Genomic DNA, 23,575 nt, shown 5'->3' with positions numbered 1-23,575 from the left:
TCCGGGTTTAAAAACACGGTAGGGACGATCGCATTTATGCCGCCGCTGTCTCCACAGCAACAGGAATTGCAGTCAAATCAAAGCGATAATTCTCAATAACTGGATTCGCCAAAAGTTGGTCGCAAACGCGATCGAGTTGTTCGCGGGCCTCCGATTCGCCCGCAGCAGTCAGCGTCAATTCAACGTACTTTCCGATGCGGACGCCCTCAACATTGTCGTATCCCATGTGTTGCAAACCGGACTGTACGGCAGTGCCGGCCGGGTCTAAAACCGAAGGGCGGAGGGTAACATAGATTTGGGCAAGATATTTCTGAGTCACGGGAATGTTGCGGTGGGTGATGTGCAAGTTAGCGCCATTGTATTCTACAACCAGGTTGCGCGCGATCGACCTTGGAACTCCAATAAACTGCTACCACCCCCGGAAAATCGTGGTGGAGTACCAAAAATTTTAGACTGCTGTTGCTACTCTCAGATTAATCTGCAGCAAGTAAATCTAAAATCTAAAATCTAAAATCTAAAATCGACCGACTCTCCCGAGTAAGATAGCCTAGAAGCAGGGACAAATGTGATTCCAGCAGATTACACAAAAAAATTATGAGAACCAACCGCACCCGCAGTCAGGAGCGTATTTTAAACTTGCTCAAAGTCATGAATCGATCGCTCTCAGCGCAAGATATCTACTTAGAACTGCGTAACAGCGACCAAAGCATGGGCTTAGCAACCGTTTACCGCTCCCTCGACGGTTTAAAGCGAGAGGGGTTCGTTCACGTCAGAACCCTTGCTAGCGGCGAATCTCTCTACGGTGCCGCCCATCAAGACCAACATCACCTCACTTGTCTCGAATGCGGCGCATCCATCACGATCGATGAGTGCCCGGTTCATCACTTAGAAAGCCAATTACAACAATCTCATTCTTTCAAAATTTATTATCACACATTGGAATTTTTCGGATTGTGCGATCGGTGTACTTTGGCTCAAGAATCTTAGGGAAGGAAGAAGGAAGAAGGAAGAAGGAAGAAGGAAGAAGGAAGAAGGAAGTTCGGCAACGAGCAATGTACGGGATGTAACGGATGTAACGGATATAACGGATGTAAGTCCGTCGGAAGATGGAAGGAGGAAGGAGGAAGGAGGAAGAAGGAAGGAGGAAGAAGGAAGAAGAAAAAACTTATATCGTTCCGTTCTTACTTGGCGATTTCGATCGCCCTTTCTTTCTATTTGCTCACCTCATTACTATTACCTTCCCCAACGATCGATCGCAATCCTTCCATCGTAGCGGGGATGCTGCGCGGATCCATAAACATCACCTTGCTGCTGTCGCTGCTGCCAATTTTTAAGCCCATATCCAGATAGTTTTGAGCTAACAAAAACTGTAAAGCTTCCCGCGCATTGGGGTCGTTTTGCAGGGTTTTGCCGATAATTTGCAAGGCCTCAGAAGTAGCTTGTGCTTTCAAAACCTGACTTTGGCGTTCTGCTTGCGCTTTCAGGACGATCGCCTTTTGTTGAGCTTCCGCCTCCAAAATAGTAGCTTTTTGGCGCGCTTCTGCATCCAAAACCTGCGCTTCCGCCTTACCTTTGGCGCTGTTAACAGCCGACTCCCGTTCGCCCTCCGATGTCAAAATGGCCGCCCGCTTCCGGCGATCGGCTGCCATCTGCAATTCCATCGATTCCTGTACAGTTTTAGAAGGGATAATATCGCGCAATTCTACCCGCGTTACTTTTACTCCCCAAGGATCGGTAACAATATCTAAATCTCTGAGTAAGATTTCATTAATTTGAGAACGAGCCGTAAAAGTTTGTTCGAGATCCAGTTGACCCATTTCCGCACGAATTTGAGTCAGCACCATATTTACCATTGCTGACTGAAGATTTTCAACTTTGTAACAGGCTTTGTCCAAGTCTACAATTCGCCAGTAAACCACAGCATCAACTGTAAACGAAACGTTGTCGCGGGTGATACAAGCTTGCGGGGGAACATCTAAAACTTTTTCCCGAATAGTTTGCTCGTAAACTACGCGATCGAGAAACGGCTTCACAAAATTCAAACCAGGTTCAAGTTTTTTGCCATTATATTTACCTAAAGTCTCTACTAATGCTTGATTTCCTTCATTGATAATCTTGACGGAACCTGCGAGGGCTGAACCGCCTAATGCTAAAAACACGAGTAAAAATAATTGTTCCACAGTTGCCTCGTATCAATTTTGAATGTTGAATGTTGACTGTTAACTGTTGACTGTTAACTGTTAACTGTTGACTGTTAACTACTGACTAATGACTACTGACTAATGACTACTGACTAATTACGCATTTGGTTTAAGAATGCAATAAGTTTTCTGGTAAAACTATCAAAGTAGTGCCTTTTCGTCCCACGACAATGACGTTTTGGTTGGGAGCGATGGTGGCCTTGGTGTCTTCGCAACGAGCTTGCCAAGAATTCCCCTCATAAATCACCCGTCCAGCTTCGCCGGGGGGAATTTCTGTTAAAGTTTTAGCTTCGTGAGAATCTGCGATCGCCCTTACCTTGCCTTTTGGTATCAAGCGCCGGGACACTAGCACAAAAACTGTCGAAAATACCATCCACAGGAATATCTGTAAATTAACATAAGGTAAAACTAGAGAGCATCCAGCTACAGCGAAGGCGCTCAGCCCCATCATAAAAGCCACAAAAGCAGTCGGGAGAAATAACTCTGCCAAACAGAGCAAAGTCCCAGCTAGCAGCCAAAGAAGCGTGGGAGTCAAGATCATAAAAGAATTGGTGATACTATGAAATATCTTAGATTGGAAATTTGAGATTTAAAAAGTACCAACAACAGACCCTGCAAGGGTTTGCGACTTGCTTGCCCGATCGCGATCGCGGTATCGGGTTGAGGCTGCTCCGACCCCCGTCAGGGTTCGATCGTACTCAAAGTTAAAGTTTTAGTAACTTAGATTACAATTTTAGCCGGTCTCCATTGACAGCAACTACAATTTCTAGGGCCCCAAAGGCAGTTAAAAAATTGATAGGGGCTAAAATCAGTTTATTCTTCAGCTCGTGAATTGGAGCAGGAGAATCAAATATCTTCAGAATGTTTTTACACAAACTATTTCGATATGATTAGTAGTTTCTCAGAACCCATTTATTGCCCGAATCTGAGCTGTTCCGAACCCCGCAATACCTTTGGCCGCCAGCACTGTGCAGCTTGCGAAACCACTTTAATTTATCGGTATTTGTGGGCGGTGGGCCCAGCAGCCGAGGAAGTACCGGCGGGTAAGGTAGTAGCCGATCGATATTTTGTCATTGCACCCCAACTCTGGCTAGAAAGCCGTCCATCTGTGCCTCCTAGCGTCCCCGAACAACTGCCCGATAGCATCGCGCCATACCTGCATTTGTATCCCCAACGGCTGCATACGCCGGAAGTATACGGTTTTTGTTCCGTGGGGGAAGAACCCGAAGCCACTGAGGTGCTGTTGCTGGAAAATGTGCCAGTTAATAATTTTGGTAGCCTGCATCCTTCTATTTTAGAAGCTTGGGCTCACACCGGTGCGGCGCGCCAAGTTTACTGGCTGTGGCAAATGCTTCAACTGTGGACACCGCTTTCGGAACAAGGAGTCGCTGCGAGTTTGCTGGTACCGGAAAATTTGCGGGTGGAAGGTTGGCGGGTGCGCCTGCTGCAACTGCACCCTGGAAATTTTGTACCGACGGTTAAGGATTTGGGAGAGGTTTGGTCTGGTTTGGTGGAATCGGCCGCGCCAGAGGTGCAGTCGAGACTCGGAGAGATTTGTCTGTTTATGCGCCGCAGCAGCATGAATTTAGAGGCGATCGCCCTAGAACTCAACGATTTATTATTAGAACAAGCGGCTTTATTGCCCCTGCACTTAGAAGTAGTAGGCATGACTGATACCGGGCCGCAGCGCGCCAAAAATGAAGACAGTTGCTATCCGACTGCTGCGGATTTACAATTTAGCAAAAATTCAGATGGCGACAAACTAATTCCTTACTTAACAATGGTTTGCGATGGGGTTGGAGGCCACGAAGGAGGAGAAGTTGCCAGTCAATTAGCGGTGCAGTCCCTGAAAGCTTTAGTTCAAAATTTGCTCGCAGAAATCGCTGAACAAGAAGAGTTGATGACACCAGAAATGGTAATTAAACAACTCGAAGAAATAGTCAGAGTTGTGAACAATGTGATTTCCAATCAAAATAACGAGCAGGGAAAAGAGTTGCGGCAGCGGATGGGCACGACTTTGGTGATGGCCCTCCAGTTGCCTCAAAAAATTAAAGTTTCCGATGATTTACCGTCGAATAACAGTCACGAACTTTATTTGATCAATGTTGGAGACAGCCGCGCTTATTGGATTGGTAAAAATTACTGTCAGCGGCTGACTGTGGACGATGACGTAGCGTCAAGGGAGGTCAAGCTAGGACACAGTTTATACTGGGAGACTCAATTGCGATCGGATGCAGGAGCTCTGACTCAAGCTTTGGGCACGCGAGACGGCGATTTCCTGCGCCCGACGATTCAGCGATTTATTCTCGAAGAGGAAGGCTTACTGCTGCTGTGTTCCGACGGTTTGGCCGACAACGACTGGGTAGAGAAATCTTGGGAGAATTACGGCCCTCCGGTGCTAGAGGGTCAAATGTCTTTGGAAGCTGCAGTTCAGTCTTGGATTAGCCTCGCCAACGAGAAAAACGGTTACGATAACACCTCTGTCGTGGCGACTTACTGTCGGATGTCGCCGGAGAGATTGGTACTGTTTCCTCCAGCCTCAGCGCCAACCTCAGCAGCAGTGTCAGCGCCAGTGTCTCTCCAGTCGGTGTCCCTGCCAATGTCAGGGTCAGCATCTCTCCAGAAGACCGGGAAGATCCCAGAATCTCAGCTTTCAGAATCGTCCAAACAGTTGCTGTATCCCGAAACAGCCCCCGCCTCGGAACCAGTTCAAAAACAACAGTCCAAACGTTGGTTGCCGCTGCTGGGGCTGTTGGGGCTGATGTTAGCCTTTGCAGGTTTAGGTTTGTGGGTACGCAGCCTCCAAAGCCCTCAGCCAGAGCCCGAACAACTTCCGCCACCGCCGGAAACTTCCGCCCCAAGCCCTGCTGAAAGTCCCTCGCCCGGTTCACAGAGTCCCTCGCCCGGTGCTGAAAGTCCCTCGCCGTCGCCCGAATCAACTCCTGCCGAAATTCCCGCGCCGTCGCCCGAATCAACTTCTGGCGAAATTCCCGCGCCGTCGCCCGAATCAACTCCTGCCGAAATTCCCGCGCCGGAAGCGGAAACTCCTTCGCCTTCACCGCAATAAGGGAGATTTCAATCAGCGGGACGTTTTAAAGAATGCAGATACTTTCCGGCGGCACGGCAACTCGAACTCGATCGCCAATTTGGTGCCGCTGCAAGTCATCTCGGTGCAAGTTTTGTCGGCGAAGGGCGATCGAGCTTTTAGCAGTCAAGCGCACCCTATAGCGCGTATCAGTGCCAATATAAATCGCCTCTTCTACTGTTCCCGGCCAGGTATTTTCAGCATCATAATTAGCCGGATAAATAGCAGCTTTTTCCGGCCGCAACACCAAGGTAACAGTTTTCCCGGCCGGCAAATCTTCAGCAGTCGCAACTAACACGGGCAACTCTTGGTCAACCAACACGACTACTTGACCCTGTTGCCTTTCTACTACTCGCCCGGTCAAAAAATTGCTGTCGCCAATAAAATCAGCAACAAACCGCGTTTTCGGATATTCATAAATATCAACAGGGGTCCCGACTTGTTGCAGTTTTCCTCCTTCCATCACTGCAATTCTGTCCGACATTGTGAGCGCTTCTTCTTGGTCGTGAGTTACATAAATAAATGTAATTCCCAATTTTCGCTGCATTTTTTTTAATTCTAATTGCATCTCTTTACGCAATTTTAAATCCAGCGCTCCCAGGGGTTCATCTAACAGCAAAACAGAAGGCTCTTTGACCAACGCCCTCGCCAGCGCTACTCGCTGCTGCTGTCCCCCTGACAGTTGGCGGGGATAGCGTTTTTCTACATCTGTCAACTGTACTAATGCTAAGGCTGCCGCCACGCGATCGCGAATTTTTGGCTGAGGCAAATTCTCCATTTCCAACCCAAATGCAGCATTTTGTGCTACTGTCATGTGCGGAAATAAAGCATAATTTTGAAATACCGTATTCACTGGGCGGTGAAATGGCGGGCGATTTTGCATCGGTTGGCCGTGAATGTAAATTTCGCCTGCTGTGGGAGTTTCAAAACCTGCGATCGTTCGCAAAGTTGTAGTTTTGCCGCAGCCGGAAGGGCCTAGCAAAGAAAAGAATTCGCGATCGAAAATTTGCAGGTTGATGTTATCTACAGCTAAGAAATCTTGACTGCGGACACTTTTAAATATTTTGGAAATGTTGACAAGTTCGACTGCGTGCATTGTGTTAGTATCTATGAGTTATAGCATTTCGAGCGAAAGATGAGGTGCCGCTGGGCATTACCTCACAAGGCGATCGAACTGCTATATGAGCAATAAAAAATCTGAGTTATAGTCCGGTTAAACTGATATATTTTACTATTCTTAATTACTTGTTTAGGAACGGGCAAGATGCTTGTTCCACAAAACTTAATTTTATTGTGGAACGGGCCCGAGAACCCGTTCTTAACGATGGCGCAACTCCAATACAAACTAAAAATTTAAGCAAACCAGCTCCGCCACCTGTTTGATATCTACTTTCCCGATCCTGCTTTAACTTCCGTCCAAGCTCGATCGTACAATGCAGTTGCTTTCCCGACATCCTGCAAAAATTTCATTTTAGCAAGCACCTCAGCCGGCGGATAAATTTGAGGATCTTTTAAATCTTTAGGATCGATTAAACCTCGATCGAGGGCTGCTTTATTCGGCGAACCAAAGTGGGTAAAATTAGAAATTTTTGCTCCTATCTCTGGTTCCAAAGTGAAGTTGATAAATTTCTCGGCTAACTCTTTGTTGGCTGCACCTTTGGGAATTGCCATATTGTCAGAAAACACAATGGTTCCTTCTTTGGGAATAGCGTAACGGAGATTTGGGTTCTCTTTCATCACCTGAAAAATATCGCCGCTCCATTCCATTGTCAGATTGACTTCTCCTTGCTCCAGCAGAGTTTGACCAGTGTCTGGGACAAATGCGGCAATGATATTTTTATTTTTAATCAGCAAATCGCGGGCTTTGTTAATTTCTTCGGGATTTGTGGTATTTGGGTCAAATCCTAAATACATTAAAACTCCTGCAAAAGTGTATCTGGCATCATCTTGCCATGCGACTTTTCCGGTATATTTGGAGTCGAACATCGCCGCCCAACTGTTGATATCGCCCTTGGTGGCTTTCAAGTTGTAACCAATTCCCATTGTTCCCCACTGGTAGGGTAGAGAATACTTATTTTGGGGATCGAAAGATTGATTAATAAACTTAGCATCAAGGTGGATTTTGTTGGGGATGTTCTGCAAATTTAGCGGCTCAATCATATTCTCCGCTGCCATGACTTTTACCATGTAATCGGCGGGGAATATTAAGTCATAACCGGGGTTTCCCTGTTTTAGTTTGGCGTATAGTGCGTCGCTGTTCTCGAAAGTGTCGTATTGAATTTTAACATTGTTCTCTTTCTCGAATTGGGCGATCGCTTCTGGGGCGATATAACTTGCATAATTGTAAATGTTGAGGACTTGCTGTTGGTTGCCACCTGTGGGGCTGCAGCCGAAAGCTACCGTTGCACTCATCACAAACAAAAGTAGAAAATTCAGCAGGCGTTTCATAGGTTTGGTGAGTTATATCGAACAATAATTATGACACAAAAAACATTTATTTAACTTTTTTTAACTTTTAGCGATGATACAACCAGCAACAAGGAAGCCAGCAACATCAAAGTTGAAATAGCATTAATCGCTGGCGTTACTGAAAATTTTATCATGCCGTAAACAAATAGCGGCAGAGTCATGGAACCGACGCCGGTGGTGAAGAATGTCACGACAAAATCATCTAGGGACAAAGTAAAAGCTAGCAATGCTGCGCTAAAAATAGCGGGCCAAATCAGCGGAAAAGTGATGCGCCAAAAAGTCCGCCATTCGTTAGCGCCCAAGTCAAAAGCTGCTTGTTCTAATTGAGGATCGAGTTCTGCCAAACGCGCCCTGACAGTAATTGTCACAAATGAAATATTAAAGACAACGTGACCGATAATTACTGTAGGTAAGCCGAGATTGAGGCGAATTCCGGTGAGATTTTCTACGATCCGAAATGCGAGGGTAAAGAAAACTAGCAGCGAAATGCCGATCGTAATTTCGGGCATAATAATCGGCAAAAACAGCAAAGCTTCTACTGCTTTCCGTCCCGGAAAATGAAAGCGTTCCAATGCTAGCGCCAGCATTGTACCGAAAATTGTCGCTACCACAGTGGAAATAGCTGCAATCAGCAAGCTGTTGTTGAGTGCGGGCAAAATTCCGGCGCTGCTGCTAGCAATCGTCGCACCTGTATTGCTAAACAAACTGCGATACCAATCGAGGGTAAAACCGCGCCAGACGGCATTGAATCTGGAGGCGTTGAAGGAGTAAATAATTAAGATGAGAATTGGCAAGTAAAGAAAGGCAAATGCTAGTGCAGCTTGTACCCACAGCCATTTTTTTCCAGTCGCCCGCACGAGCAAATCTAGTTTTGTTTTAGTCATTAGTTAGTGGTTAGTGGTTATTAGTTAGTGGTTATTAGTTACTGGTTATTAGTTAGTGGTTATTAGTTAGTGGTTATTAGTAATTATTAGTGAACAGTCAACAGTCAGCAATCAGTAGTCAGTAGTTAGTAGTCAGTAGTCAGTAGTCATTGGTAATTCGGAATTAGAACCAACAAATAACAAATAACAATCAACTCCCCGCCACCAACAATCAACTACCAAAAAACATCGCCTCAAATAAATAATCTCATAAACCCGCCCTCACCTAACTGTAAATCTCAATTTATAGCGGTTCTCAAGCTTAGTGAGGTATGCCCAATGCCCACTCCTAGCACCTCATGCTACGCTCGAAAACCTATACATCTTTAAGTTTCATCAGAGACGCGGAAGTAAAGCAAAACAGGAATCAATATGATTACTGTTAATAACATAGAAAGGGCGGAACCAAAAGGCCAATCGCGGGCTTTCATAAACTGATTTTGAATCAAATTTCCCACCATTACTGTTTTAGATCCGCCCAATATATCGGGAGTAATAAAAGCGCCAACTGAGGGGACAAATACTAATATCGAACCTGCAACTATTCCGCGAGTTGTTAATGGGAAAAATACGCGCCAGAATGTTCTAATATCATTTGCTCCTAAATCTTGAGCTGCTTCTACTAATGAAAAATTAAAGCGTTCTATGCTAGAATATAAAGGTAGAACCATGAAAGGTAAATAGCCGTAAATCAGACCGATCGCCACAGCGAAAGGTGTAAAAAGCAAGTTTAACGGTTCGCTAATTATTTGCAGGCTTTGCAGGGCTGTGTTAACTACTCCTTCGCTACGCAGCAGAATTATCCAGGCGTAGGTTCTTACCAAAAAGTTAGTCCAAAATGGAATAATTACCAGCAAAAGCAAGGCATTTCGCCAGCGGGGAGGACGGGTGGCGATGAAAAATGCGAGGGGATAGCCAACTAAAAGGCAAGCAACGGTTGTTAAAAAAGCTAAAAAGAGCGATCGCCCAATTACTCCTAAAAAAAGTCCGCTGAACAAACGCTGGTAATTGTTGAGAGTAAATATCGCAGTAACGCCGCCGTAAGTACCGCGTTCTAAGAAACTGTACAAAAGTACAATTAGCACTGGCAAAATGAAGAAAACGAGCAGCCATGCAGTGGCGGGAAATAATAGCAGTAACAGGCTATACAATTTTCGATTTTCGATTTTCGATTTTCGATTGGGAAGGAGCGATTTCATAAGGGTTTGTGGCTACCCGCGCGTGTTCTGGCTAATAATGATGCAACACATTTTATATCAAATCAGGCTTAAATACTTTCTTGATTTCTCAGTCTGCGGAGGCAAATGAGAGTCGTGCGGTAGCGGTTTCAGCGGTAAATTGCGATCGGGAATTTTCATTGTTTGGCTTCGGAGGATGGTAATTGGCGGTTTAAGTCAACATTCAAGTTTTCGCGGCGGAATTGGAAGCGGAAGACGACTTTGCGATCGCCCGCTGAATTTTGATTCGGATTCGCATCTAATTCTCCCCGCCCAGAAACTAATACTTTCTGCTGCAATTGGGCTTTTTTAGGAAAATTTACCTCATTGGAAAACATATAATTAGACACAGCTAAAGCCCGCCGCAAACTCAGTTCCAGATTTTTTGAATCGGAACCGGCAGAACTGGTATGTCCTTCAATGACAACGCGAGAAATTTGTTTTTCAAACTGTTGGTTAGCAAAAAGCACTTGGCTGTAAATGGGAATGAAGGCTTGCAAAAACTTTTTTCCTTCTGGTTTGAGGACAGAACTGTTATTATCAAACAAAATGCGATCGCGAATGCTGACATCTCCGGTTCCGGGGTCAACTGTAAAAATATCTTTGTCTCCAAGTTTCCCTTCTAAAGCATTGACAATAATCTGCGGTAATCCTTTAAATGCGTTTTGATATTGCTGCAATTCCTGCCGCAGTTTTTCCACCTGCAGAATTTTTTCATCGAGCATTTTCACCTTTTCGCTGAGTTGAATTTGCACAGTGATGAACAGGAGGGCGAACAACATCAGCAAGCCGGACATTAAATCGCCGATGGACAGCAGGACGCTGGAATCTTCCTCTTCTTCTATTTCCGGTAAATTATCTAAATCGGATAAATCTTTCATTTTTGCACTGTTAATTAGTTTGTTGTGAGGAATTCAGTCCTCAACCTATTTCTAAATATCATCCTAAACGCGATCGTATTCTCTAACTGAATGAGGACTGAAGTCCTTACTTTATGATGAGTAAAGTCCTAAATACAAACCTCACTGTTAACAGCTTATTTCTTCGTTCCCAAATTATCAGCCGCCGCCACCAAATAATGAGCAACCTGCATTAAACCATCAGAACTTTCTTGCAATCCGCTGCACACTTTCGCCATCGAAGAATCTGCCTCTTCAAAAAACTTGTGCTGGGATGACGTAGTTTTTTCCAAATAGCCAATTAATTGATTGTTACCAGACTGCAGCGCGCGATCGAACTGATCGCTCATATTTTGATACGCACTCTCAACCCGCCGCACTTGTTCTTGTTCCGCTTGCAAAGCTGTATTTAATTGATTCACCAAACTGGTATAGGTAGTTTGCAATCTTTCCCCTTCTGCATTGAACTGATTTGCCATTTTTTCATACACGCTTTCTACCCGCAACACTTCTTGTCCGGTTATCTTGGCTAGTTCCTGTAACTGTGCCAAACGCTGGCTGGAATTCAACCCCACAGAATTAGCAAACTGACTCACTTCTGCGGCTGTTGTCAAAATTTTGTCCATACTTTCGTCAACTTGCTGCGACATCAATTTGCGTTTCTGGGATTCTTCTTGAAAAACTTTTTGCAACCCCAGTACAACCTGCGCTAAACCTTTTTGCTGTTTTCCTAAAGTACCTTCTAATAAGTTATTTTGTGCGGCAAAAAATTGCTGGAGAGAGGATTGATATGTTACCCGGAAGTTATCTAATTCTTCTTGAACTGTGACACGGGTATTTTGCAGCATGGTGTCAACATTTTGCAAGCTTCCCACCAGATTTTCTCGCGCTTTGTCCATTAGTTCCGAAGCTTCATCGCCTACTGCTTTTATGGTGTCTGACTGAGTTTGAAAAGCTGCATGGGTAGCACTTAAAATATTGGTCATTCGGGCTTCAACTTTTTCTAGCATTTCCTTTTCTTGTGCTGCTTGAGTGTGGAGAGATGCTTGCAAGTTATCTTGGATTCCTCTAAAGGTGTTGGCGGCTTCTCGGGCGCTTTCTTGGAAGGCTGTTCTTTGGGCTTTCATGCCTTCAATGCTTTCTCCAACTCCCGATCGCATTTCGGTAGCCATTTCTTGCAAAACGCCGTGGGTGTCTGTCTGAAACTGTCCTAAAATCTGCTGCAAGTTGGCGGCAAATTCCTGCAACTGCACTAATGTATCTTGCTGGAAAGTTTGAATTGTCAGGATAGATTGTGCTAAACTAGAAGATATTCCGCCCAATTCGTTCTTCAGTTCTCTGACAGCTTCGGATGCTGATTGAGTTAACTGGGCGCTTTGATCTAATCGCCCTACTACTGGTTCGATTACTTCGGTGCGGAGTCCAGAAAGCAGGTTGTTTAATATCTCTTCGCCTTGGTCGGCTTTAATTTGTTTTAGTAGGGATAACTCTTGGCGGATGTCTTGAAAAACTGGGGCCATTGCTAAGCCAATTTGCTGTCCGAGTTCCTGGGAGTTGACATTGCTTTGGGCTTCAACGATTTGAGCAAAGCCGGTTTTCATTGTTTCTGTTGCAAGGGCGATCGCACTTTCAACACCGCCGCTAGAATTGGCGCGGGACAATATTTGTTCTGGGGTTTCTAATTTGGCGATTTTATCTAATTTATTGCGTAAATGGTCGCGCTGAGCAATGCGCGCGCGATCGCCCCAAGCCAAGACAAGCGTAAATATGCTAGAAGAGCCCAAACCCATCAAAGAAGTCGAAAACGCTGTTTTCATTCCCTCCAGCAACGTGCCGATCGACGGTAGCAGTTCTTTGGTATCTTGCAAAGAACCCAAATTAACATCTTGCAAGCCGGTTTGAATGCCGTAAAATGTACCTAAAACCCCCAGCGCGACTAAGGTGCTCGGTACAAACCGCCACTGACTCCGAGGTGCGGATCGCCCTAAAATTGCGGGATACTGAAACAACACAAACCGCCCGGATTTTACCTGCGCCCTGTAAGCCTCGCCACCGGCGGTAATTTCGCCCGCCAAGTGTTCGCTAAACCAGTCTAGCAGCAGTTTCCAGGTATCTGCAGGTGTTTCCCACTGGTGCAGTGCGATCGCCCCTGATGTACCGCTGTCTGAGTTCGAGTTCAAATAGTCGATCGCATCAGAAGTCGATCGGCTTTTCGCCCCCAGATAGCGCTGATACTGCTTCACAGAAGTATACTCGCCCCAAACAGCCGCGCACAGCAAAATTAGCGCCGCCCAGTGAAAAATGCTGTTCTGCCAAATTACCCCAAAAACAGCAGTCAAATAATTAATTAATTGCATATTGACAACCCGTTTAACTTGTGTATTTTACTCTCATCTCAATTCTGGAAAAAACCAACCTTAACGTTTTAATATAACATTTCCCAACGTCAAAAAAACCACCATAAATTTTAGCTAATTTCTCGCATATTTCACTTTTATTCATAAATTGTGTCATCATAAATCATAAATGAAGAGGTACGAAATGTCAGCAGAATCGCCAGCCCCAAAAATAGTCGTCGTCGGCGCAGGATGGGCCGGTTTAGGAGCCACCTATCACCTCGCCCAGCAAGGCTACGACGTAACTTTGTTAGAAGCGGGCCCTCAGCCGGGAGGCTTAGTTGCGGGGTGGAAAACCGCCGGCGGGCGTTCCGTAGAAGCAGGCATTCACGGCTTCTGGTATCCCTACAAAAATATCTTTTCATTAGTCAAGGAATTAGGACTCGATCCGTTTACACCTTGGACTCGTTCCTGTCAGTATTCCCCCGCCGGATTGGAAGTAGAATCGCCAATATTTCAGGACGAGCCGATCCTTCCCACACCGTTAGGAACCTTTCTCTACACCAAATTTAAAAGGCTGCCATTAGTCGATCGACTTTCAGCCTTACCTTTACTCTACGCCGTCCTAGATTTCGACAATTCCGACGAAGCTTGGCGCAGGTACGATCGCGTTACAGCCCGCGAATTGTTCAAACAGTTTGGCGTGTCTGCGAGGCTGTACCGCGATGCCTTCGAGCCGATGTTATTAGTAGGTTTATTTGCACCAGGAGAACAATGTTCTGCCGCCGCAGCTTTGGGAATGCTTTATTATTTCATCTTAGCACACCAACCCGATTTTGATGTGGTTTGGTGTCGCGGCACTGTCGGAGAAAAAATCTTTCGCCCTTGGGTCGATCGCCTGGAAAAAATCGGCGCTAAAGTATTGACAAATCAACGAGTTACTGATTTAATTGTTGACAGCAACAACCGAGCTACAGGCGTGGTTTGCGGCGATAAAACCTTCGAAGCAGATGCGGTTATTTTTGCAGTTGGCGTTACTGGAATGCAAAAAATTATTAGCAGCAGCCCAGCTTTGCAAAGCCGCCAAGAATTTAGGGACGTAATGAATTTGGGTGCTGTTGACGTGTTAGCTGTCCGTCTCTGGTTTGACAGGAAAATCAACATTCCGCTGCCTTCAAATGCCTGTTTTGGATTTAGTTCGACTACGGGTTGGACATTTTTTGATTTGAATGCTTTGCACGACGAATTTCGAGCGGAACCGGGAACAGTTGTTGAAGCTGACTTTTATCACGCCAATCAATTAATTCCCCTGAAAGATGAGGAAATTGTTGCTTTAGTGCAGCGGGATTTAGCGACTTGTATTCCCGCTTTTCGGGATGCCAAAGTAATTGACAGCAGCGCGATTCGCTTGTCGCGGGCGGTGACGCATTTTGCACCGGGAAGTTATCAGTATTTGTTGCCGGCGGTAACAAGTTATGATAATGTATTGATGAGCGGCGATTGGGTTGTTACCCGTCACGGTTCTTGGTCGCAGGAAAAGGCTTATGTTACTGGTTTGGAGGCGGCAAATTTGGTAATTTCGCGTTTCGGAATTGGCAGCAAAGCGGCAGTTATTCCTGTAGAGGCTGATGAACCGCACATTCAAATCGGGAGACAGATTAATCAGTTTGCTCGCAGTTTGACTAATACTTTTATTCCCGATTTTTGGCTGCCGTAATTAGAAGGAAGAAGGAAGAAGGAAGAAGGAAGTAACTAATCGTAGGGTGCGTCAGGGGGAAAAGTTCTTAATCTACAGTCAAGATATTCACTCCCCTGACGCACCCTACAATCGACAATCGACAATCAATCTAAAATCTCAAATCTCAAATCGCATGGGCTATCGCCAATAAGGCCTGCCTTTCCAAAAAACTCCTACCGTAATTCCGATTAGTGCGGCTTCCGATAAACTTGCTAACAAAGGAGGTATGGGCAGAAATGACTTTAACACCAAACCGAATAGCACGCACAAAACTAAAACCCACAAATTAATTTTATTGAGCAAATATTGCTGGTGCCAATGCTCTAAAAAGTACACTGCTAAAGCTCCCATTCCCACTGCGGCGGCGAAAGGTATCAAGAGTCCGAGGGGGGGGTTGTAGAGAAGCGTCACGACGTTGCGGATTGCGCGCGATTGCGTGAAACCCCAGGCTAAAAATAGCTCGACTCCAATCACGATTGAGTTGACGAGGGCGGCGATTTGCAGCATTTCTCGCCAAGGTAAAAGTTTTAAGCGGCGCAGAAAATTACTCACGATCGGCTGATTCGGTAGGTTGCTTTGATTTTATAACAGTTTTGCCCGGGCGATCGACATTAACGACTATTTGTAAAGTAAAATGAAGACAAATGGCAGTCTCTTGACAAATTCACCAAGAGCATCTGCCTGCTTGTTGTTGGAACCGTGAAAGGAAAAAAGTTATGGTGGAGAACACTGTCGATTGTGCTGTAGCTTGCGTCAATGGCTGCGTTTTGGGCGACAAATGCCCGAAGCGAGAATACGCGGCGGCAACGTCAAACTTTATTGAAAATACCTCTCTTGACAAAATGCTGGAAATGGCAGAGGAAGCGATCAGAAGGAAACGGACGGAACCTCCCAAATGGGTAATTCCTGATTTTCCCGAATAAAGTTAGCGCTACTTAGAAAAAGCATCGCCCTTTCAAATGGGCGATGTTTTTTGTATTCCCAATGAAATATAACATTTCTCAGAAAGATAAGGTGCCATCGGGCCTGGGGCATAGGGCATAGGGCATAGGGCATAGGGCATAGGGCATATCTCACAACGCGATCGAACCGCTGTAGCAGATCCAAATCAAGATATTTCTTGGGATAGAAGCTAAAAAAAATAAAAGCAGTTATACTGACAATTAATTAAAGAATTTGGCAATTAATGACTATTTAGATAAAGCCAATAGCTAAATTCCGAACTATTGAATAAAATCAAAAAAAATTAGGAGAAAATATCGTGGTACAGCAAAATAAACGAGCTGAAGAAATAGCAGAGGAACGCGATAATTCCAGCGATTTGCCTCAAGAAATTACTGAATCTTACGGCACCGGCGTTATCGTTGAACCGGGATTGAACCAATATGAAATCACAACCTTGAACGACAGCGGTTCGGAATACCGTTCGAGCAGTTCCCAACTCAGCGGCGACGATGGCGAGGTTGCTGCGGCGGAACAAGAACGTGCGACTGGCGAGGAATTGGTGGGGGGAAGCGCTCCAACTCCCGACCAAGATATGGTTGACGAACTTGGAGCTGCAGCGGGCATTGAAATGGCGGACGGAGCTATTTTGCACACAACAGATATGCTGGAACATCGAGATGAAAGTCGGTGGGAATTAGACCCGAGTTCTGCGGAAGATCATCAGGAACAGCCGGATTTATAGGTTTATTTGTTGTTACTCTAGGTGAGCAATTGCCTAAATATTTGATTAATACGTAAAACGCAGATTGAAGGCCGATGCAATGCTCTTTTAATGCCGATCTTGTCAAGGTTCGTAATGCGGACAACTGTTCGCACTACGAACGGCTTTTATTATGGTAATTGACCGGATATGGTATGAATGCAAGATGTCTAATCTGCGATGGGTTAGCAGCCTCCAATTTGGACACCGGAGGCAGCCATTTGTCGTGCTTTTTGTCGGATTGGAAGTTCGATCGCAAATTCGGTTTCTTGGCCCGGTGTCGAACAACACTGCAAACTGCCGCCGTGCTTTTCTGTGACAATGTGCCAGCTAATTGACAAGCCGATTCCGGTACCTTTGCCGATCGGCTTTGTCGTAAAAAATGGGTCAAAAATACGATCGCACAACTCCTCGCTCATTCCCGGCCCGCTGTCACAAATTTTAATGATTGCCGTGTTGGAGCTGCTGACTTTCGTACAAATCCGAATCACGTAGGGATTTGCTTTAATTTCGTCGAAGTTTTTTTCACTGCAGGATTCTTCTATCGCATCGATCGCATTAGCTAAAATATTCATAAATACCTGATTGATTTCCCCGCCGCAGCACTCTACATTTTTTAAATTGGGGTCATACTCTTTAATAACTTCAATCGCGGGGCGGTTCGCCTTAAATTTCAGCCGGTTGTGCAAAATCATCAGCGTGCTGTCGATACCTTCATGAATATCAATCAACTCCATTTCTCGCCCTTCTTGCCGCGAAAAATACCGCAGAGACAGAATTATCTCGCGAATGCGATCGCCCCCTATCTGCATCGAGCTGAGTATTTTCATCAAATCTTCCTGAATGAATTCTAGCTCCACGGCTTCTGCTGTTGATGTTATTTCCGGTGCCGGATCGGGATAGTGCTGTTGGTAAAGTTCCAGCACCTTGAGAATATCTTCAGCATAATCGCGAACGTAATTGAGATTGCCGCAGATAAAATTCACCGGATTGTTAATTTCGTGAGCAATTCCTGCTACCATTTGCCCCAAAGCCGACATTTTTTCGCTTTGAATTAATAGCGATTGAGCCTGCTTGAGATCGTGCAGGGACTTCTGCAAATTATCCTGTATTTGTTGCCTGTGGTTAACCTCTGCTTGTAGCTGCTGGTTGGCTTGAGAAAGTTCTGCCGTGCGCGAATCAACCCGTTGTTCCAACTCAGCAGCCAGTTGTTCCAGCTTAATTTGAGCGAGTTTGCGATCGACAATTTCCTGCTCCATCTGCACATTTTGTTGCTGAAGTTTTTGAGTCAGCTTGCAGACGCTCAAATGCGCTTTAGCGCGAGCTAAAACTTCTTCATTTTGAATCGGCTTGGTAACGTAATCAACGGCCCCTAAACTAAATCCTTTTACCTTATCTTCCGTCTCATTCAGCGCGGTCATAAAAATCACCGGAATCTCTTTTGTCAAATCGCCAGCCTTCAAACGCCGGCAAGTTTCAAAACCGTCAATTCCCGGCATTAGCACGTCCAACAAAATCAAATCCGGCAGCGAGTATTCAGCTTTTTTGATAGCGCTCTCTCCCGTCCGCGCCACCAACACTTTAAACCCCGATTCCGTCAAAAAATCAAACAGCACTGCCAAATTATTCGGGTTATCATCAACGATCAAAATTGCGCTTTCTTCCCAAGGTGAAATGCTCATATTTTTAGTAATTCCTGTATTGTTCGACAAATTCTAAAATTTTTTCTTCTTCAAAATTTTTAGCTAATTGATTGAGATGGTTGGCGAAAGAGACATATTTAATATCAAGTTTTGCCAATTTTTCTGCTTGTTTTTGAATACCTCCTAAGTCACCCATCATGGCTAATTCAAAGAGTAAATCGATTTGCTCTGCCGGAGGAGCAATGATTTCTTCATGCTGAATTTGAGATTGGTTGTGAAAAACTTCAGATTCTGCGTTCGGGTATTGCAGATCCTCGCAAATCCATTCTAAGCCCAAATGAACTTGCAAGCAATTTAAAAGTTCCTCAGCCCGGATCGGCTTGGGAATAAAAGCATTGCATCCTACTGCTAGACTTTCCTGCTTTTCCGCTTCCATAATACTAGCAGAAGTGCCGATCGCCACCACATTTTGCAGTTGGGGCAACTTGCGAATTTGCCGCATCGCTTCAAATCCGTCCATTACCGGCATCACCAAATCAATCAAAATACAATCCGGTTGAAATTCTAGAGCTTTATTCACACAATCTTGACCGTCGCTCGCCTCAATTATTTCAAAACCCAACGGTTCCAGCAGGTGAATTAAAACCGAGCGATTTTCCCACCGATCGTCCGCCACCAAAAGCTTCTTATTAGCACCCTTGAAACCCTTAATATTTTTGGGATAATACTTGTTATTTTGAGCTGGGTTGTCAACAGCCAGCAACTCCAACTCAAAGGAGAAAATGCTACCTCTGCCTAAAGTGCTTTCTACTTTCAATTCACCGCCCATAATTTCCACTAATTGGTGGCTAATCGCCAATCCCAAGCCTGTTCCCTCAGTATGGCGCGGACTATTGCCTACCTGTTCAAAAGGTGCAAATATCTTTAGCAATTCATCGGCAGCGATGCCAATTCCCGTGTCTTCTACTTGAAACCGAATCTTCACGTTCGCAGTAAGAACTTCAGTCTGGGTTCCATCCTTTACAGAATGGACTGCAGAAACCTTAAAAGTAACTCCACCCCTTTCAGTAAACTTAACTGCATTGCCAATTAAATTAATTAAAATTTGCCGTAACTTCTTTTCATCAGCCAAGATTGTAGCGGGAAGAGATGAAAGATATTCGCAATTAAAAGCTATATTTTTTTGACCGGCTCGGATGCTAAAAATGGCAGTTATGCTTTGAATAAAATCGGGAAAATTAAATTCTGTGGGTACGAGTTCCATTCTTCTAGCTTCGATTTTAGAAAGGTCTAAAATATCCTCTATCAAAGCTAGCAAGTGTTCGCCGCAGCGGTGAATAACGCCAATTCCATCCTGTTGTTGGGGTGAGAAATGTTTGTCGCGCTTAAAGATTTGAGTGTAACCTAAAATGCCGTTGAGGGGTGTTCGCAATTCGTGGCTCATGTTAGCTAAAAATTCGCTTTTGGCGCGACTGGCATCTCTGGCTGCGGCTTCGGCTTTTTGGCGTTCTTGAATTTCTGCAGAAAGCAGGGCATTTTTTTTGTTTAATTCTTGGGTGCGTTCTTTGACTTTTGCTTCTAGGGTAAGGTTGTATTCTGCTAGTTGTTGGTTGGCCGTTGCTAAGTTAGTGTAAAGGCGGGCATTTTCCAGGGCGATCGCAGCTTGGGAAGAAAGCAGTTTTAATACTTCCAAACGATCGGGAGTAAAAGCGCCGGCGATTAAATTATTTTCTAAATAAAGGATGGCTGTTAATTTGCCTTGATAGACGATCGGCGCGCATAACACCGATTTCGGCTGGTGTTCGATAATGTAGGGGTCGTTGTTGAAAATTGCTTCGCTGCTGGCATCGTGGAGGACAATATCTTCGAGAGTGCGATCGACAAAATTGATGACCGATCGCGGATACGGATAATCCAAGCCCGCGCCCGATAACACTCGCACATCTGCGCCCGCTTCTCCCGCAGCCTCGATCGCAAAATCACCATTTTTCGGCGCGATCAGACACCCACTTTGGGCACCCGCATTTTCCAGCAAAATCTGCATCAATTTTGCCAGCAAAGCATCGAGCACAATTTCGCCAGAAATAGCAAGAGATGCTTTCATCACAGTAGCGAAATCCCAAGCTTTGTGACTGCCGGTAACGGTTGCAGAAGTTGCAATCAGAGTCGGGTTGCTAATTGTTAAACTATCAGTTTCCGGCATCCGTAAAATCAACTGCGGATATCGTTCCTCCAAATCAGCAACTTTAGCACTCGCACCCCAGCGGATATAACCGTAGTAAGCATCTGTCATGTAAACCTTAGCAACTTTCTCCCTACCGAGAGAGAGATAATACTCGGCGGCTAATTCATTAGCCAAAGCTTCTTCCTGAATGTATCCCTGTTCGCCGGAATGTTGAATTGCGCGATCGTAATAATCCATCGCCCGGTCTTTTTCTCCCAACACCCGCGCTTTCTCAGCCTCAACTAACTCGTATTTGTGCTGGTAATTCATCGGTGCGTGGAAAGCCCATTTTTGCATTTTTTCCTGGTTTTTTTCAATTTGGCGCAAGTGTTTTTCCTGTTCTGCACTGTCAGCAGTTGGATACACAGCCAGCAAAGCCAGCGAATAGTAAAAATTGTGCGTGCCGAACATTATGAAGCCTACTGCTGCTGGCGCGTATTCTGCTGCTAAAAAAGCATTAATAACTGCTAAATCTAGTTTTTTAAACAAGTACGCAAGCAGCAATTTAGCAAAGTAAACATTAAAAGTTGACATCCGATTATTGGTTGCTTGCAACCTAGGCAATATTTCTTCTGCATTAAATTTTTCACCTATTAATTGAGATGGATTCGCGGAGAAGCCTTGCAAATTACAAATAAATTGCCCCCATACGCTCAGCAATTCTATCTGATACTCTTGTTTGAAATTCTTTACCAAATTGAAATATTGCACTTGTTTTATATCTACTTTTTCGAGAGGTTCTCCAATCAAAATAAGAAACAAACAAGTATTGAAAGCAGAATAACTGCTAAATTCTAAATCTCCAGTTTCGATACCGCTTTGAATACTCTCTATTAATGGTGCAATTGTCTCCCGGGCGTGTTCTTTCCAGGATCGGATGAAATTGTTAAACATATTGTAAACTCTGCATTTAAGTTCTTTAGCATTAAATTGCTCTAATAACTTCAAGCCTAGTTGTCCCGAATGATATCCAGCCTCTATTTCTCCTAATACCCCAGTCAGCAGCAAGCCATACCAACTATAGGCGATCGCCCCAAGTGCTGAATGACCGCGTTCCAGACAAAGATTAACCATTGTGAAGATGATCTTCGGCAAGAGTTCTGGTTTTGAATTCAAAGCAGGAGGCATAATAATTGAGAGTATACGCATTGCTGCCAATTCATAGTCATCAGTCATTACCGGAATGTTTTCTAGTTCCTCAAGCTGAGGTAACTTAAGTCCAGCCAAACCCTCTGGGGGGATTTCCGACAGGGAAAATCCCAATATTTCCAAAGCTTTTAAACCAGTATCGATGGCTTTCAACATCTGGTTTTGAGCCATATAAGACTGGATTTGGAGTTCGTATACTTTAATTTTCTCCAGCAGGTTTGTAGCTTTTTGTAACACGATATCTGCTAATTCTTGCGATCGCCCAAAGTTAGTATTGAGATATTCAGCCTCCGCTGCTTCTACGTGCAGGTTCAGCGTCAAGTCATAATCAGTCTGCCAACTCGATCCTATACTTACGGGGGAATGAGGGGAATTAATCAGTTCCAAACCGACATTCAAATACCTGACAGCAGCTTCGTAAGCATTGGATGCTTTAGCTTTTTTACCAGCAATCAGATTCAGTTTTGCCAGTTCATATTTTGCGGATTTTTCTGTGAGTAATTCAACACCAAAATTCAGTTGATTGACAATATCAAAGACATTTTCTTCAATCTCGGAGACGGGAGTATTCTCCAGCAGCAGTTGACCGATTGTTAGGTGCGTTGCTTGCTTGGCCTCATCGGGAATCAAAGAATAAGCTGCTTGCTGCACCCTGTCGTGCAAAAACTTGTAGCCAACCTTAACATTTTGCAGCCCAGACAGCCCCGTTTCCGAACCTTCAAAAACCAGCGGAATTTTGTAATCGTTGCTCAGAGGCAAAATTAGCCCTGCCCCAAGAGCATCCCAGAGACTTAATGCTGTTTCTTTTTGAGATTTTTCGCCGACAATTGCCAGGATTTCTAAATTAAACCGATTGCCAATACAGGCCGCTAATTTTAAGGATGACTGCGCTGCAGCCGACAACTTCCGAATATTTCGAGCGATTAACTCCACGACATTGCAGTCAGTAATTCCGATTGCTTGGATGTGCCCGATATCCCACTGCCACCTACTGGATGGAAAATCGTAAACTAACAGTGTTTCTTGATAAAGAGTTCTCAGCAACTGAGTCAAAAAGAAGGGATTTCCTTGGGTTTTGTTAAAAAGTAGCTCTGCTAAAAGTTTGATTCTTGGGGAAATTTGGCTTTCTAAAGTTTCGGAAATTAATTGCTCTACATGACTCAAGTATAAGGGATTCAGAACAATATTGCTGATTTTTTCTGGAAGTCCTGCTTCAGTTTTTTGGATGTTTTCGATGGTTTGAATCAGCGGATGGGTGGCGCTGACTTCGTTATCTCGACAGGCTCCAATTAGCAGCAAATGTTTGCTTTCTGAATCCGTCACTAGCAGTTCAATGAATTTCAGCGATGCGGAATCTGCCCACTGCAAATCGTCGAGAAAAACAACTAGCGGGTGTTGTTTGGCAGTAAAAACGCTAATGAATTGTTTAAACACCAGATTAAATCGGTTTTGCGATTCTGCCGGCCCCAATTGCGGGACTTCCGGCTGTTTCCCGATAATTAGTTCTACTTCGGGAATCACGTCTGTGACAACTTTGCCGTTAGTTCCCAAAGCGGCTAGTAATTTTTGTTTCCAAGTCTGGATAGATGCTGCACTTTCTGTTAGCAACTGCCGAATCAGTGACTGGAATGCTTGAATCAAAGAAGCGTAGGGAATATTGCGCTTGAATTGGTCAAATTTACCGGTAATAAAATAGCCGCGCTGCCGAACAATGGGTTTTTGAACTTCATTTACCAAGCAGGATTTGCCGATGCCGGAGTAACCGGAAACCAGGATTAATTCGACCCCCCCTGCCCCCCTTGCTAAGGGGGGTGAAGAAAGATCCGAAAGCCCCCCTTGAACAAGGGGAATTTGTTCCGAAAGCCCCCCATTAACAAGGGGAATTTGCTCCGAAAGCCCCCCATTAACAAGGGGAATTTGCTCCGAAAGCCCCCCATTAGCAAGGGGAATTTGCTCCGAAAGAACCCATTTATCAAGTGGTATTTG

Annotated in this window: 17 protein-coding genes; 5 read left to right on the top strand and 12 right to left on the bottom strand. The window is 44.8% G+C overall.

Annotation, left to right across the window (positions count from 1 at the left end; all coding sequences use genetic code 11):
• Positions 1-34 precede the first annotated feature (34 nt).
• Positions 35-319, bottom strand: a complete 285-nt coding sequence (gene purS / locus AACV78_RS12860) for a phosphoribosylformylglycinamidine synthase subunit PurS (RefSeq protein WP_194009382.1) — start codon at positions 317-319, stop codon at positions 35-37.
• A gap of 275 nt (positions 320-594) precedes the next feature.
• On the opposite strand from purS, the gene AACV78_RS12855 reads away from it, so the two are divergent.
• Positions 595-987 carry a Fur family transcriptional regulator gene (locus tag AACV78_RS12855; RefSeq protein ID WP_194009360.1) on the top strand — a complete coding sequence of 131 codons (393 nt, stop codon included), beginning with the start codon at positions 595-597 and terminating at the stop codon, positions 985-987.
• A 224-nt stretch (positions 988-1,211) separates the two neighbouring features.
• On the opposite strand, the gene AACV78_RS12850 is transcribed toward AACV78_RS12855, so the two are convergent.
• Positions 1,212-2,180 (bottom strand): SPFH domain-containing protein, encoded by a 969-nt coding sequence (locus AACV78_RS12850; protein ID WP_194009359.1) that lies wholly within the window; start codon positions 2,178-2,180, stop codon positions 1,212-1,214.
• A 130-nt stretch (positions 2,181-2,310) separates the two neighbouring features.
• A complete protein-coding gene (locus tag AACV78_RS12845; RefSeq protein WP_194009358.1) occupies positions 2,311-2,742 on the bottom strand; it encodes an NfeD family protein in 432 nt (143 codons plus the stop codon).
• Between the two features lie 345 nt (positions 2,743-3,087).
• On the opposite strand from AACV78_RS12845, the gene AACV78_RS12840 reads away from it, so the two are divergent.
• Positions 3,088-5,268: a protein phosphatase 2C domain-containing protein gene (locus tag AACV78_RS12840; RefSeq protein WP_194009357.1), complete on the top strand. Its 2,181-nt coding sequence runs from the start codon at positions 3,088-3,090 to the stop codon at positions 5,266-5,268.
• A 25-nt stretch (positions 5,269-5,293) separates the two neighbouring features.
• Here the strand turns inward: AACV78_RS12840 and AACV78_RS12835 are convergent, their stop codons facing one another.
• The 6 genes from AACV78_RS12835 to AACV78_RS12810 all read right to left on the bottom strand — a co-directional run bounded on the left by AACV78_RS12835 (position 5,294) and on the right by AACV78_RS12810 (position 13,151).
• Positions 5,294-6,382, bottom strand: a complete 1,089-nt coding sequence (locus AACV78_RS12835; protein ID WP_194009356.1) for an ABC transporter ATP-binding protein — start codon at positions 6,380-6,382, stop codon at positions 5,294-5,296.
• A 290-nt stretch (positions 6,383-6,672) separates the two neighbouring features.
• Positions 6,673-7,734 carry an ABC transporter substrate-binding protein gene (locus AACV78_RS12830; RefSeq protein ID WP_194009355.1) on the bottom strand — a complete coding sequence of 354 codons (1,062 nt, stop codon included), beginning with the start codon at positions 7,732-7,734 and terminating at the stop codon, positions 6,673-6,675.
• Positions 7,735-7,784: 50 nt separating this feature from the next.
• Complete coding sequence (locus AACV78_RS12825) at positions 7,785-8,639, bottom strand: ABC transporter permease (protein WP_194009354.1); 855 nt, start codon at positions 8,637-8,639, stop codon at positions 7,785-7,787.
• Between the two features lie 365 nt (positions 8,640-9,004).
• The gene (locus tag AACV78_RS12820; RefSeq protein WP_228042215.1) at positions 9,005-9,877 is read right to left on the bottom strand and encodes an ABC transporter permease; all 873 of its coding nucleotides are present in this window, start codon (positions 9,875-9,877) and stop codon (positions 9,005-9,007) included.
• 155 nt (positions 9,878-10,032) lie between these two features.
• Positions 10,033-10,776, bottom strand: a complete 744-nt coding sequence (locus tag AACV78_RS12815; RefSeq protein ID WP_194009352.1) for an OmpA family protein — start codon at positions 10,774-10,776, stop codon at positions 10,033-10,035.
• Positions 10,777-10,931: 155 nt separating this feature from the next.
• Positions 10,932-13,151: a hypothetical protein gene (locus AACV78_RS12810; RefSeq protein ID WP_194009351.1), complete on the bottom strand. Its 2,220-nt coding sequence runs from the start codon at positions 13,149-13,151 to the stop codon at positions 10,932-10,934.
• A 184-nt stretch (positions 13,152-13,335) separates the two neighbouring features.
• Here AACV78_RS12810 and AACV78_RS12805 point away from each other — a divergent pair, with 184 nt between their 5' ends.
• A complete protein-coding gene (locus AACV78_RS12805) occupies positions 13,336-14,847 on the top strand; it encodes a hydroxysqualene dehydroxylase (protein ID WP_194009350.1) in 1,512 nt (503 codons plus the stop codon).
• A gap of 159 nt (positions 14,848-15,006) precedes the next feature.
• On the opposite strand, the gene AACV78_RS12800 is transcribed toward AACV78_RS12805, so the two are convergent.
• On the bottom strand, positions 15,007-15,420 hold the full coding sequence (locus tag AACV78_RS12800; RefSeq protein ID WP_194009349.1) for a peptide chain release factor 1: 414 nt from the start codon (positions 15,418-15,420) through the stop codon (positions 15,007-15,009).
• 164 nt (positions 15,421-15,584) lie between these two features.
• Between AACV78_RS12800 and AACV78_RS12795 the strand changes: the two genes are divergently transcribed.
• A complete protein-coding gene (locus AACV78_RS12795) occupies positions 15,585-15,791 on the top strand; it encodes a hypothetical protein (RefSeq protein ID WP_194009348.1) in 207 nt (68 codons plus the stop codon).
• A 338-nt stretch (positions 15,792-16,129) separates the two neighbouring features.
• On the top strand, positions 16,130-16,555 hold the full coding sequence (locus tag AACV78_RS12790; protein ID WP_194009347.1) for a DUF6335 family protein: 426 nt from the start codon (positions 16,130-16,132) through the stop codon (positions 16,553-16,555).
• 203 nt (positions 16,556-16,758) lie between these two features.
• Here the strand turns inward: AACV78_RS12790 and AACV78_RS12785 are convergent, their stop codons facing one another.
• A complete protein-coding gene (locus tag AACV78_RS12785) occupies positions 16,759-18,255 on the bottom strand; it encodes a hybrid sensor histidine kinase/response regulator (protein ID WP_194009346.1) in 1,497 nt (498 codons plus the stop codon).
• Positions 18,256-18,259: 4 nt separating this feature from the next.
• Positions 18,260-23,575 (bottom strand): hybrid sensor histidine kinase/response regulator (locus tag AACV78_RS12780; RefSeq protein ID WP_194074294.1); only part of this gene is annotated, 5,316 nt, incomplete at its 5' end.

This window comes from Tychonema sp. LEGE 07196 (assembly GCF_963890365.1).
Taxonomy (GTDB): domain Bacteria; phylum Cyanobacteriota; class Cyanobacteriia; order Cyanobacteriales; family Microcoleaceae; genus Microcoleus.
This window is presented reverse-complemented; position numbering and strand designations above follow the sequence as displayed.